The organism is Yersinia alsatica (assembly GCF_025133195.1).
Classification (GTDB): Bacteria; Pseudomonadota; Gammaproteobacteria; order Enterobacterales; family Enterobacteriaceae; genus Yersinia; species Yersinia alsatica.
Window position 1 is genome coordinate 1,321,484 of sequence record NZ_CP104006.1, and the last position, 12,782, is coordinate 1,334,265.

The following is a 12,782-nucleotide window of genomic DNA, read 5'->3' on the forward strand; positions in this document are numbered from 1 at the left end:
CCTCATAAAAACAAAACGGCCAACGTCGGAAGACGCTAGCCGCTATGATCGAGCTGCAAGCAAACCTCGCCTTCCGGCAAGGTCTCACTTACAACTCTATTGATGTAAAAGCCCGAACAGGTGCTAATACATTAATGAGGTTGCCCGGTAACCGGGTGCTTTCGCACCGTAATGACGGCAGACCGGCAATGAAGTTACTCCCCTTTGCCGCGCAAAAATAATTGAAAACGGCCTGCGGGTCAATCACTGAAACAAAATATTAACTATTCCCTCGAACTTTAAGCCATACAGGGGATTAGCCGTGTTCAGATAGTCTCCCGGCCGACTCAATACCCGCATGACTTAATTGGGTTGGTTTGTCGGGATTTGCTCACTTGCTGCCGACCTGCAACACCAATTACTTTGAGTATATTGCCAGTGGCTGGGTATCTGCCGGAAAGATAACGCCGGTCTGACGGCGAATTTCCGTCTGAATACGTGATGTCAGCAAGGAGAGCTGTAAACCATCGTGTTCCACCTGTTTATTTTCCACCAGATTGGCAAAAACCTCAGCTTCATACAGCATAGTATTGATGTGCTGAGGTTGCGTCAGGTCTTGTGAATGGCTACCGCGTGGCGTAAAGGCCACAGAGAGACATTCAGAGATACTTTCAATCACCAGTGAGCCATCCTCTCCCTGAATTTCGCTAGGGATATCAGACTGGCTGACTTTTGAGTGGATAATAACCACATCAAAATCGCCATAATTCAGGCAAACCGTACCGTGCGCGTCAACACCACTCGGCAGTAAACTCGCGCTTGCCAGCACGGATTTTGGCTCTCCCCATAAAGCCAAGGCACTGGCCAGACAGTAGTAACCGATATCCATTATCGAGCCATTAGAAAATGCCGGATTAAACGTATTGGGATTTTCACCATTCAGATAGCGCTGATAACGCGAAGAGTACTGGCAGAAATTGATAAAGGCTTTACGTAATTTACCCACGCGCGGCAGTGACTGCTTTATTTGCATAAAGTTAGGTAGGTAGGCAGTTTTAAAGGCTTCGAACAGCACCACTTGGTGTTCGCGGGCGCAGGCCACCAAGGCTTCGACTTCTGCCAAGTTGGAAGCTAATGATTTTTCGCAAATAACGTGTTTTTTATGGCTGAGGAACAGTTTAGCTTGAGGATAATGTAGGGAGTTCGGGCTGGCGATATACACCGCATCAATCTGATCACTTGCTGCCATTGCTTCAAGATTATCAAAGCATTCAGTAACGTTATAATCCTCACCAAACTGCTCAGCTTGCTCCAATTTGCGAGAGTAAACAGCCACCAGTTTCATTTTGCCACTTTCGTGGGCAGCATCGACAAAGCGCGCGGTGATCCAATTGGTGCCAATGACAGCGAAGCGAATCATAGTGAACTCCATTCCCAGAAGAAAAACACGTTGGACTACCAGATTATCACGCCCCGCAGAGCCATGGATTGATTTCTTACCCGGCAGATTGGTTACCCGAATCACTCACTTAACGAGGTTTATCGGGGCTTTCTCGTTTGTCGCCTTACTGCCAGATGAAATCTATTAGCTAGACAAATTGAATGCTAGTAAATGGTGCCGAACAGATCCAAATGTGTCAGATAGAGGCGTGTATCAAACTCTAGCTGATGATATTGCGGCTCCATATGACAGCACAAACTGTAGAACGCTTTGTTGTGATCTTTCTCTTTCAAATGCGCCAATTCATGTACCACAATCATTTTTAAAAAGGCTTCGGGGGCATTTTTAAATACCGTAGCGACTCGAATCTCTGCTTTAGCTTTCAATTTGCCGCCCTGCACTCTGGAAATTGCAGTGTGCAGCCCGAGTGCATGCTTCATCACTTGGATTTTGCTGTCATAGGCCACTTTACTGAGTGGCTGAGCATTGCGCAGATACTGATTCTTCAGATCAATTGTATATTGATATAGCATTTTATCTGTATTGTAATCATGGGGTTGAGGATAGCGCTGACGCAGTACATTCCCCAGCCTTTGCTCGGTAATCAGTTGTTGTACTTGAGACTGTAGGTGTTCGGGATAACCTTGTAAGTAGGTCAGTTCCGGCATGGATATTTGCCCTAGGTAAATTGACTATCGTACTTGAGGATATCAGGTGATTCAAATAAACCCCTAATGTCGGTATTGCTACTGACACCGGGGTTTTAATTTAATGTGGGCAGGTAGCTGAAGTCATCGCTCGCTTAGAAGCGATAATTGGCCCCCAGAGTGGCTTGAGTATCACTGTAGTTATGGCTGCCAAATTGATGGCCTAAATGAGTCCATACCAGTAGATTTTTATTAATATTAGCTTCAATACCCACTTTGAGGTCAGCAATATTGCGGGTTCCTTGCGGCGTAACATGGATACTGGCTAATTCTGTTTTGTTTTGTAGTTTTGCTGGGGTGGTATAGATATCTGATAATTGTACCCCCGGGTTCATACGGCTATAAATCCAGTTAGCTTCAAAAGAGGGGCTGACTTGCAGGGTTCTGGTCGATGATAAGGTGTCAATATCGAACTCCCATGCTGTACGCATCCCCAACTTGGTCGTCACTGCGTTGTTCTCGTCAACTTTAATCTGTGTGTCAGATTCATTATGTAGCAGCCCGCTGGTACGCTGCCACGACACCTTTGCCTTAGGTTGAATAAAGAACCGGGTATCTGCTGTTTCGATCAACTGAAGTTTGTAGCCTGTTTCCAAGGCGGTGGTAAACAGATAGGATCTGTAATTTGCCCCCGTGGCGACTTTTGGCGCTGCGATGTGGTTATTGAACCAGCTGTGCTGTGCCAGTAAGTCAATATAAGGCCCGGTTTTACTGTGGTTGTCGGCATACCAAATGCTATATAAACCAAGGTTATAACCATCAACTGAACCTTGCGCCTGATGATGAGATGATGTAGAGCGGCTATGGTTTGTCGATTTACCTACACCCGCAGTCAGCCCCAAAAGCCCTTGATCATTGCCACCACTGCTCCACTTGCTTAATGTGCCTCCGAGCTGGACTGCGTAGCGGCTGCTCTTGGTATGCAACTGACCATGGCCCGAGCTAAAGCGGCTTTTTGAGCCAGTGGTATTGAGCCACAAGCTACTGACGTCGGTTTCTCCCGTGATGGGATCGGTATACAGTGTTTCTCCCTGGCGGTATTGCAAGTCATCAGTCATAAACATCTGCTGAGTAGCGAGTTGGTTGGCAATATAGCTGCCCGCTTGCGGATTATGGCTAATGATCGGAGCCGGTTTAGGGGGCGGGGCTAGTTTAAGCACCGGCGCTTGAGCAACTTTGGCAGGGCTGATAGAGGCTTTTTCAGCCGTTTTGGGTTCAACTACGGCCTTTGCGGTACTCTCAGGTTCAGCATGGGGTACATTACCTACTTCTGTAGTAGGGAGATTTCGTCCAGAGGGTAAAGAGTCTTCTGTATCGCCGACTTTTTTATTAGTGGTACTTGGTGCAGTATCTTTACTTGGAACCGTTGAAGCTGCTGGTAATGGGAATATTTGATCTGTTGCTGACAATGGTGGGGCGTCTTTAGATTGTTCGCGTTTTGATATATCTTTTTGTATCCGTTTTGATGTGTCTTTGACCATATTTGCAAGGCTTTTAGCATCCTTCTCGACTAATTCCGGCCATTTATCCTGCAATGCATCTAGCATCATTTTTTTAGTTTCTTGAATAATTGAAACGTCAGATAATGTTTTTGGCAGCTCAATGATTAGTTCAAGGGGCAGTGTATCAATAGCTTTTGGGAGTCTTGTTATCGTCTCAATATCAAAGGCATGCTGTTTTTGATTATAGGGTTCCGAAGATAATGCTTTTGGCAGTTCAATGATTAGTCCAAGGGCCATTGTATCAATAGCTTGTAGGGGGGCTGTTATTATCGCCGGAATATTAACGGTATGGTCTTTTTGACTATTGGGTTCCGAGTCGCCGTTTAATTCGATACTGCTATATTGGTCATATACCTGTACCTGTGTCGGTTCCTGTACCTTTTCTCGTTCCTGCTGTGCCCATTCCCGTTCACCCTGCACTCTTTGTGTCCATTCACGCTCCTGTTCCCTATTTACCAATTTCCCTTCCTCTACCCGTACCCGTGCCTGTTGCCGTGTCTGTGCCTGTTCAAAACGATCCTGATCCTGTTGTAGCCATTCCTTATTTTCTGCTTCTATCTGGTCCAAGGTTCTTTCGTTCCAAATATCGGCATCTGGGTTTTTTAGTTGCTGTTGTGCTAACTTTTCATTTTCTCTTGTATCAGCCAACCCCGTCGGATCGGGTTCATTCCAAGAATACTCATATGGGCTTGGTTTTTGCTCCACTGGGCTTGGATATAGGCTTGATTGTTGCTCCACTCTCTGTTGGCTTTTGTCATGAATATCTGCCCACACCATTGGGCTACTGAATACCAAAAACAATACACTGATAGCTTTGGCGCAAGGTGCCAGACGATAAGGTAATGAGGGGGACTCAACAGAGTGTTGCATAAGATTTGATATAGACATTCTTGGTTTACCTTCCTGGTAATTGATATCTAAGTTTTTATAATTACGGATTATTATTACTTTCAGCTATAAAATGCAGACTTGATATCAAGATAATATATTGGTGGTTTTGACATTCCTGAGCAAAATATAAATAACATACTGTTTGTTATTTAATTTGTTTTGCGAATACGTAATAATAAAGGATTAATAAATGCCGAGATTTATCGGGCGAGTTATTCTATGTTGGGTTAACCAAAATAGAGATTATTCGTAATGAGTTAACATGAAAATAATGCTTGATAAGGATTAATGCAGGGGAAAAGAGGCAATTCATTAAGCGCGCCTAAGCTGTTCATCAGGGCGTTTTCCCTGCCGTGTTTCAGGCATTTCTCACTTTTTATCAGCTTTGGTTGCGATAAAACGGCATTTAAGTAAAAAAACATTTTACTGAGCGCCCGTTTTAGGGGATAAACAGCCCAAATTTATTATTCAGGAGCGGTGATGAGCCAACTCTTACTGGGGACACAAAGCCTTGAGCTTGAGCGTTTCCCCCCGCAAGAAAATTCCAATACCTTACAGGCATGGGAAGCGGCAGATGAATATCTGCTACAAAACATTGACTTAAGCCAAATCGACGGTCGCCCAGTGCTGGTGTTTAATGATCAGTTTGGTACGCTGGCTTGTGCGTTACACGCTCATCGTCCATTTAGTGTCAGTGATTCCTATATGAGCCAATTGGCTACAGCGCACAATTTGCGTTTAAACCATTTGGATGAAGATGCAGTGACATTGCTAAGCAGTATGGATGCCTTGCCGCAAGCGCCTAAGCTGGTGGTGATTAAAATCCCTAAAGCATTAGCGCTGTTAGAGCATCAATTACATGCTTTGCGCCGGGTCGTTGCGCCGGACACGGTGATTATTGCCGGTGCAAAATCTCGTGATGTGCATAACTCAACCCTGCAATTGTTCGAAAAAATTCTCGGGCCGACCAAAACCACGTTGGCATGGAAGAAAGCGCGTCTGATTCACTGTGAAGTGGCCGATATTCCACCGGCAGAGGCTCCGCAAACCACTGACTGGCCACTGGCTAATACCGAGTATGTTATCCATAACCACGCGAACGTATTTTCCCGCAATAATCTGGATATCGGCGCGCGTTTCTTTATGGAAATCCTGCCCTATGATGTGACCGGTAAAATAGCTGATTTGGGCTGTGGTAATGGTGTGGTGGGTTTAATTGCACTGGAGCAAAACCCATTGGCAGAAATGCTGTTTGTCGATGAATCATATATGGCAGTCGCATCTAGTGAGCTGAATATCACTTATAACCGCCCACAAGATTTGTCGCGCTGTGAGTTCATGGTAAGTCATGGTTTGGCCGGTGTAGAACGTGAGAGCCTGCAATTGGTGCTGTGTAACCCGCCATTCCATCAACAGCATGCGGTCAGTGACCATGTGGCCTGGCAGATGTTTTGCGATGCCAAGCGCTGCCTGAAAGTGGGTGGCGAACTGATGATTGTCGGGAACCGCCATTTGGATTACTTCCACAAACTGAAGCGCCTGTTTGGCAATTGCGAGACATTGGATTCTAACCAGAAGTTTATGGTGCTGAAAGCCGTGAAGACCGCGTCATCCCGCTCAGAGGGGGGTGGTTCGGGTAGTTTGGATATGTCGTACAGCGATTTCTAATTATGCTTTGTTCTTGGCGTTGCAGCGGTGTTTACTTGCAGCAACGCCAATGAATCACAGGGCGTGGTTTCTGCCACTCCTGCCTCTCTCTCCAACGGCTATATGGCTAATGCCAGCCGCGTCCCTTGATCAATTGCCCGACGCGCATCTAGCTCGGCTGCAATATCAGCGCCACCAATCAAATGCACGGTTTTGCCCATATCCAGTAGTGGCTGATGCAGTTCTCTACGTGGCTCCTGACCGGCACAGATAATAATAGTATCGACGGGTAGACAGCTGACCTGCTCTGCGCGAGTGATATGTAACCCTTCATCATCAATGGCATCATAGCTGACGCTATTGAGCATTTTCACGCCGCGCATTGCCAAACTGGTACGGTGGATCCAGCCGGTGGTTTTCCCCAAACCTTCACCGACTTTGCTGGTTTTCCGCTGTAATAGAAAAATCTGCCGGGGTGAAGGATGCACTTTTGGCCCCTCTGGCGATAAACCGCCGCGGTGGACAAGGTTTTGATCAATGCCCCATTCACTGCTGAATGCACTGCTGTCCAGACTGCTGGAATCACCGGATTGACTGAGATATTCCGCTGTATCAAAGCCAATTCCACCGGCACCAATAATGGCGACCCGCTCACCCACTGGTTTTTTATCACGCAAGACATCCAGATAAGTCAGCACTTTCGGATGCTCAATACCTTTGATATTCGGCAACCGGGGCTGAATGCCACATGCCAGAATCACTTCATCAAAATCAGCCAGTTGCGATGCCTGCACAAAGGTATTGAGCTGCTGGGTAACACCATGAAGCACTAATTGGCGGCGGAAATAGCGCAACGTTTCGTAGAACTCTTCTTTGCCGGGGATCTGTTTCGCAATATTAAATTGGCCGCCAATCTCTGCGGCGGCATCAAATAGTGTCACCTGATGGCCGCGGCTGGCGGCGGTCACAGCAAAAGCCAACCCGGCAGGGCCAGAGCCGACCACCGCTAAGCGCTTGGGGAACTCAGTCGGCAATACCGGCATTTCAGTTTCACGGCAAGCCCGCGGATTAACCAAACATGAGGTTAATTTGCCATCGAAAATCTGGTCCAGACAAGCTTGATTACAACCAATGCAGGTGTTGATTTCATCAGCTCGGTTCTGGGCGGCCTTTTGCACAAAAGCTGCATCAGCGAGAAACGGACGAGCCATGGATACCATATCCGCACAGCCGTCAGCCAATACTTGCTCGGCAACTGTGGGGTCATTAATCCGGTTAGTCGTAATCAATGGAATGCGAACTTTCCCCATCAATTTGCGGGTCACCCAGCTGAATCCGGCGCGTGGCACCATAGTGGCGATAGTAGGGATTCGCGCCTCATGCCAGCCAATGCCGGTGTTAATTAAGGTGGCTCCGGCTTGTTCTATGGCCAGCGCCAACTGTTCGATTTCATCCCAATTTGAGCCTTCTTCCACCAGATCAAGCATAGAAAGGCGGTAAATCAAGATGAAATCAGACCCCGTCGCCTGACGAACTGCTCGGACAATTTCTACGGCAAAGCGCATGCGGTGAGTAAAATCACCACCCCATTCGTCCTGGCGCTGATTGGTTCGGGCCGCGAGAAACTGATTAATCAGATAACCTTCTGAGCCCATGATCTCGACACCATCATAACCAGCAAGTTTTGCCAGTTGGGCACAGTGGGCAAAATCGGCAATGGTTTGCAGTACTTCATCACCGCTTAATGCCTGTGGCGCAAAGGGGTTGATGGGTGCTTGTAGCGCGGAAGGGGCGACGGGCTGTTTTTGGTAGCTGTAGCGGCCAGCATGCAGAATTTGCAGCGCGATTTTCCCGCCTGCGCGATGTACCGCGTCTGTGACTATCTGATGGTGCGGCACTGACGCCACGTCGTTTAGCACCGATGCGCCTTGATATACCACGCCTTTTTTATTGGGCGCGATACCCCCGGTGACAATCAGGCCGACGCCGCCTGCCGCTCTTTCGGCATAGAAAGCCGCCAGACGCTGTGGGCCATCGGGCAACTCTTCCAATCCAGTATGCATTGACCCCATTAATACGCGATTTTTCAGGGTGGTAAAGCCAAGATCAAGGGGGGCGAGCAGGTGAGGGTAAGCTAACATTGCAGTCTCCAATATTGTTATTTCTCTGCCGCCCTGACAGGATTAAGCCAAGTGGTCGGATGAGATTTTTTATTCAAATTTAGACGGTGCAGTGCAGCTTGGGAAATCACAATGTGCTGATTGTGATAGCCGTCATGAATATGACATTGGCAGAGGGAGAGAGATTTTGCAGTATTGAACGAAGAGAATAGCCACGCAGGACATATTCCCTTCGTTTATCAGAATGATGGGCTATTAATCACCAAATACCCGTAGGCGGTGACCATCAGGGTCTAACGCCACAAAGGTAAAGCCAAAATCCATCTGTAAAGGCATTTGTAGGATAGGTAGCCCGCGCTGTTGCCAGTCATCATATAAAGATTGCACCGCTGCTTTGTTTGCCAAAGTAAAAGCCACTTCAGCACCGCCCCCCGTGGCTGTCGCGGCCGGTTCGACGGTATGTTTGGACCAGAGCCCCAGCATCACGCCGGAATCCAGTGCGAACATGGCAAAAGTGGGGTGTAACTCCACCGGTTCTTTGGCGAGAAGGTCAGCATAAAATGCCGCGCTGTTGGTTGGGCTATCAACGTATAAGATGATGAAATTTGGATCTGTCATAGTTTTACCCCATATAATCAGATGGATACTCAGTGTGTTAGCCTAATATCGCTTAGCTGAGTTCTATCCTAGCGGGGCATACTGACAGTTTCTGTCAGTAGTGATTAGTCAGTGATTAAAAGTTTCTAAGATGTCGATGGTTTTGGTGAGGTTGGGCGCAGCGATTGATCCTCGATACCCTCGGCTTCACGCCACTGCTTTAATAGCAACTGTCGGCGTTGGGGATAGCGCAGCTCAGTCAGTGAGATGGCACTGATGCGGTCGGCACGAAAATTACGGATGGTTTGGCGCAGTTCACACCAGGCGACCACCACGCGCACCTGTTCAAAAAAACCAATGGCAAATGGCCAGATACGGCGGCTAGATTCAGCACCTTTCAGATCGCGATAAGTGATATCGACTTTTCGTTCGCTGCGGATAGCGCGGCGCAATGTTGGCAGTGCCAGCTCACTATCCGGCATATGACCCACTGGGCCGATCAGCAGTGTCGAGGCATCCAGTTCATCGCGTAAATCTGCAGGTAACACCGCGGAAATTTTGGCCAAAGCATTATGTGCCGCCGCACTTAACTGTGTATCACCACGATGACTGACCCAACGTGAACCCAGAACCAGAGCTTCAATTTCCTCTTCGGAAAACATCAATGGCGGCAGCATAAAGCCAGGGCGTAGCACATATCCCAAGCCGGGTTCGCCTGTAATATCAGCACCTTGTTGTTGTAGGGTTGCGATATCGCGATAAAGTGTCCGCACACTGATAGCCAACTCATCCGCCAACGCCGCACCGGTAACCGGATAACGATGGCGGCGTAGAATTTGAATCAAATCAAGCAGACGCTGGCTACGGGACATAAAGTATCTCGTCGAAGTATAAAACCTGACTATATACCTTTCACATTATTTCCAGAACAGCGGTATCACTATTCATGATACCGCTTGCGGAAGGGGATTATGAATTACGTTTATATAAGCTCGCGACCATAAAGCAGCCAAATGAGCTGAATAACATTTCAATCCCGACCAAGGTTGTCACCATCGTGATTGACATTAATGGCCCGGCACTGACCAGCAGATAGGTAATGATCAGATCAAGCACGCCCAGTAAAATTTGTAGCCATGCGCCCGGCAATCCCCACATTCTAAAGCCGGTTATCAGCCGCATTACCCCACCAAAGGCAAACAATACGCCGAGCACGATAGCCAGACTTATCATTCCAACAGTAGGATTGGTAATGAATACATACCCCATCACAATATATGCCACACCCAGCAAAATACCAGTGACCATCGGCCAGAGATTATGAGAGCGGTTGCTTATCATCCCGATTACCACCGCAATACCGCTGAGCAGCAGCAGAATACCGATGATCATACTGAGGGCCGCACCGGAGGCCAGCGGATTAATCAGGCAAAAAATCCCGCCTAACAGCAGTAAAATAGCAATGACTTGCATGATAAGTCGTTGTTTTTTTAAGGTCCCTTTATCAAGGCTGATAAGGTATTTCCGATCTATATTCAGCATGACTATGACTCCTGTATTGTCTGAACTCAGTTATCGATAACTCTCATGAGTATAGGCCGCGTCATTAATATATAAATAAAATTTATGATATTCAAATGATTAGGCAGTGGAATGTTTCTTGTACATTAGATGGAAAAACAGCATGGTAATAGGGCGAAGAATACTTATTAAAATATCAATGGAAGCTGAATTATAGGAGAAATGAAATGGACTATCGCGTACTGGAAATCCTGCAATATACCTTGAAGCCGGGGAGTGGTGCTGAATTCCATCGAATCATGCGAGAAATTAGCATCCCACTGCATGCCAGAGAGGGGATGGACGTTGTGGCTTATGGAAATTCGCTCCACGATCCAGATGCTTATTACCTGATGCGTGCTTTTGATAGCCAAGAAGCAATGGCCAATGCTGAGGCGCGTTTTTACAGCTCTGATGGGTGGCTTTCTGGGCCACGAATGACCATCATTGAACGGATTGAAAATAGCTTAAAATCAGTGATACCGATGCCAACTGCCACTATTGATGCTTTAAGGCAACGTGAGTGAGATTATCCCCCCCCTTTTCTGAATACGTTATCGGTGGATAACGTATTTAATCACAGTCACTTATATTAATAATCTTTCCAATTAATAAAGTCCGCACAAGAAAATCATCTGCCAATGACTGAATAAAAAATAGGATTTATATAGTATTGAATAAATAGACTTAGTAGATAAATAATATGAAAAGCATCTATTCATAAAATGGACATATTTATATTTATGGTGGCACAATTTTTTTTCAGTGCTAACTTTTTAACATCAGGTGAAATCATAATGGTTCTGTGTCTGCATTTTTTTTAAATGGCTAAATAAATTCAATAATAATCTTACCTTTTATAGTTGTTTGATTTCACTGACTTTTAATTGAATTTTTCCTCAATTAGGATAGGGGTTGGAAATGACTAGAAAATCTATAGATGAATACCGCTCGACGTTACTGGATTCTCGCTTTGGCTCCCAAGCAATTCGTAATATGACGGAAGATAAAAAATTTCCTAAAGAAGAGATGCGCGAAGATATCGCTTTTCAAATCATCAGTGACGAGCTATTTCTTGATGGCAATGCGCGGCAAAACCTCGCTACATTCTGTCAGACGTGGGATGACGATAATGTCCACAAACTGATGGATCTGTCGATAAACAAAAACTGGATTGATAAAGAGGAATATCCGCAGTCGGCAGCGATAGATATGCGCTGTGTGAATATGATGGCGGATCTCTGGAATGCACCTAAGTCAAAGGATGAGCAAGGGGTTGGAACCAATACCATTGGTTCTTCCGAAGCTTGCATGCTGGGTGGCATGGCGATGAAATGGCGCTGGCGCAAGAAAATGGCAGCCGCAGGAAAACCCACGAATAAACCTAATTTTGTCTGTGGGCCGGTACAAGTCTGCTGGCATAAATTTGCTCGCTACTGGGATGTAGAAATGCGTGAAATCCCAATGGCTCCGGGGCAATTATTTATGGACCCGCAACGCATGGTGGAGGCCTGTGACGAAAACACCATTGGCGTGGTGCCCACTTTTGGTGTGACTTATACCGGCAACTATGAGTTTCCTAAACCACTGCATGATGCATTGGACAAGTTACACAAAGAGAAAGGTCTTGATATTGATATGCATATCGATGCGGCGAGTGGCGGCTTCTTAGCTCCCTTTGTTGCGCCTGATATCGAGTGGGACTTCCGTTTACCGCGAGTAAAATCAATCAGCACGTCGGGGCACAAATTCGGTTTGGCCCCATTGGGTTGTGGCTGGGTTATTTGGCGTGATGCCGCAGCCTTACCTGAAGAACTGATATTCAATGTTGATTATCTTGGTGGCCAGGTCGGTACTTTTGCCATCAACTTCTCGCGTCCGGCGGGGCAGGTTATTTCTCAATATTACGAATTTATTCGTCTAGGCCGCGAAGGCTATACCAAAGTACAAAGTGCCTGTTATCAGGTCGCCGAATTCTTGGCAAAAGAAATTGCTCCGCTAGGACCGTATGAATTCTATTGCAGTGGCGGCCCCTATGAGGGAATTCCTGCAATATGTTTCCGTGTCAAAGACGGGGCAAAACCGGGCTATACCCTCTATGACCTTTCTGAACGTTTAAGATTACGTGGTTGGCAAGTCCCGGCATTTACCCTGAGTGGCGGCATGTCCGATGTGGTGGTGATGCGCATCATGTGCCGCCGCGGATTCGAAATGGACTTCGCTGCACTGCTATTAGACGATTTTAAATCTTCACTGAAATATCTCAGTGAACATCCATCCCTTGGCGGCGAGGCCAGTCAGAATAGTTTTAACCATACCTAAAACGGGTTTTTCTTAT

The 12,782-nt window shown here is 46.7% G+C and carries 11 protein-coding genes; 4 read left to right on the top strand and 7 right to left on the bottom strand.

Annotated features, from left to right (window positions below; genetic code table 11):
- The first annotated feature begins 44 nt into the window (after window positions 1-44).
- A complete protein-coding gene (locus tag N0H69_RS05775) occupies window positions 45-221 on the top strand; it encodes a hypothetical protein (protein WP_155410784.1) in 177 nt (58 codons plus the stop codon).
- A 176-nt stretch (window positions 222-397) separates the two neighbouring features.
- Here the strand turns inward: N0H69_RS05775 and N0H69_RS05780 are convergent, their stop codons facing one another.
- The 3 genes from N0H69_RS05780 to N0H69_RS05790 all read right to left on the bottom strand — a co-directional run bounded on the left by N0H69_RS05780 (window position 398) and on the right by N0H69_RS05790 (window position 4,517).
- Complete coding sequence (locus N0H69_RS05780) at window positions 398-1,399, bottom strand: Gfo/Idh/MocA family protein (RefSeq protein WP_050134173.1); 1,002 nt, start codon at window positions 1,397-1,399, stop codon at window positions 398-400.
- 185 nt (window positions 1,400-1,584) lie between these two features.
- Window positions 1,585-2,088, bottom strand: a complete 504-nt coding sequence (locus N0H69_RS05785) for a M48 metallopeptidase family protein (protein ID WP_050110345.1) — start codon at window positions 2,086-2,088, stop codon at window positions 1,585-1,587.
- A 134-nt stretch (window positions 2,089-2,222) separates the two neighbouring features.
- A complete protein-coding gene (locus N0H69_RS05790) occupies window positions 2,223-4,517 on the bottom strand; it encodes an autotransporter outer membrane beta-barrel domain-containing protein (protein ID WP_253272112.1) in 2,295 nt (764 codons plus the stop codon).
- 483 nt (window positions 4,518-5,000) lie between these two features.
- Between N0H69_RS05790 and rlmG the strand changes: the two genes are divergently transcribed.
- Complete coding sequence (gene rlmG, locus N0H69_RS05795; protein WP_050110344.1) at window positions 5,001-6,188, top strand: 23S rRNA (guanine(1835)-N(2))-methyltransferase RlmG; 1,188 nt, start codon at window positions 5,001-5,003, stop codon at window positions 6,186-6,188.
- A 98-nt stretch (window positions 6,189-6,286) separates the two neighbouring features.
- Here rlmG and N0H69_RS05800 read toward each other — a convergent pair whose 3' ends face one another.
- From N0H69_RS05800 to N0H69_RS05815, 4 genes are all read right to left on the bottom strand, one after another.
- Window positions 6,287-8,308, bottom strand: a complete 2,022-nt coding sequence (locus tag N0H69_RS05800; RefSeq protein ID WP_050150625.1) for an NADPH-dependent 2,4-dienoyl-CoA reductase — start codon at window positions 8,306-8,308, stop codon at window positions 6,287-6,289.
- Between the two features lie 234 nt (window positions 8,309-8,542).
- Window positions 8,543-8,905 (bottom strand): VOC family protein, encoded by a 363-nt coding sequence (locus N0H69_RS05805; protein ID WP_050150628.1) that lies wholly within the window; start codon window positions 8,903-8,905, stop codon window positions 8,543-8,545.
- 125 nt (window positions 8,906-9,030) lie between these two features.
- Window positions 9,031-9,756, bottom strand: a complete 726-nt coding sequence (locus N0H69_RS05810; RefSeq protein ID WP_050150631.1) for a helix-turn-helix transcriptional regulator — start codon at window positions 9,754-9,756, stop codon at window positions 9,031-9,033.
- Window positions 9,757-9,853: 97 nt separating this feature from the next.
- On the bottom strand, window positions 9,854-10,426 hold the full coding sequence (locus N0H69_RS05815; protein WP_050150634.1) for an HdeD family acid-resistance protein: 573 nt from the start codon (window positions 10,424-10,426) through the stop codon (window positions 9,854-9,856).
- A 206-nt stretch (window positions 10,427-10,632) separates the two neighbouring features.
- Here N0H69_RS05815 and N0H69_RS05820 point away from each other — a divergent pair, with 206 nt between their 5' ends.
- Window positions 10,633-10,971, top strand: a complete 339-nt coding sequence (locus N0H69_RS05820) for an NIPSNAP family protein (RefSeq protein WP_050145776.1) — start codon at window positions 10,633-10,635, stop codon at window positions 10,969-10,971.
- A gap of 394 nt (window positions 10,972-11,365) precedes the next feature.
- On the top strand, window positions 11,366-12,766 hold the full coding sequence (gene gad / locus N0H69_RS05825; RefSeq protein ID WP_050145775.1) for a glutamate decarboxylase: 1,401 nt from the start codon (window positions 11,366-11,368) through the stop codon (window positions 12,764-12,766).
- The last annotated feature ends 16 nt before the right edge of the window (window positions 12,767-12,782 follow it).

Bases quoted from the DNA above. Each gene is read 5' to 3' on its own strand.
- N0H69_RS05775 (WP_155410784.1), top strand. From the start codon at position 45: ATGATCGAGCTGCAAGCAAACCTCGCCTTCCGGCAAGGTCTCACTTAC.
- N0H69_RS05780 (WP_050134173.1), bottom strand. From the start codon at position 1,399: ATGATTCGCTTCGCTGTCATTGGCACCAATTGGATCACCGCGCGCTTT.
- N0H69_RS05785 (WP_050110345.1), bottom strand. From the start codon at position 2,088: ATGCCGGAACTGACCTACTTACAAGGTTATCCCGAACACCTACAGTCT.
- N0H69_RS05790 (WP_253272112.1), bottom strand. From the start codon at position 4,517: ATGTCTATATCAAATCTTATGCAACACTCTGTTGAGTCCCCCTCATTA.
- N0H69_RS05800 (WP_050150625.1), bottom strand. From the start codon at position 8,308: ATGTTAGCTTACCCTCACCTGCTCGCCCCCCTTGATCTTGGCTTTACC.
- N0H69_RS05810 (WP_050150631.1), bottom strand. From the start codon at position 9,756: ATGTCCCGTAGCCAGCGTCTGCTTGATTTGATTCAAATTCTACGCCGC.
- N0H69_RS05820 (WP_050145776.1), top strand. From the start codon at position 10,633: ATGGACTATCGCGTACTGGAAATCCTGCAATATACCTTGAAGCCGGGG.
- gad (WP_050145775.1), top strand. From the start codon at position 11,366: ATGACTAGAAAATCTATAGATGAATACCGCTCGACGTTACTGGATTCT.
- rlmG (WP_050110344.1), top strand. From the start codon at position 5,001: ATGAGCCAACTCTTACTGGGGACACAAAGCCTTGAGCTTGAGCGTTTC.
- N0H69_RS05805 (WP_050150628.1), bottom strand. From the start codon at position 8,905: ATGACAGATCCAAATTTCATCATCTTATACGTTGATAGCCCAACCAAC.
- N0H69_RS05815 (WP_050150634.1), bottom strand. From the start codon at position 10,426: ATGCTGAATATAGATCGGAAATACCTTATCAGCCTTGATAAAGGGACC.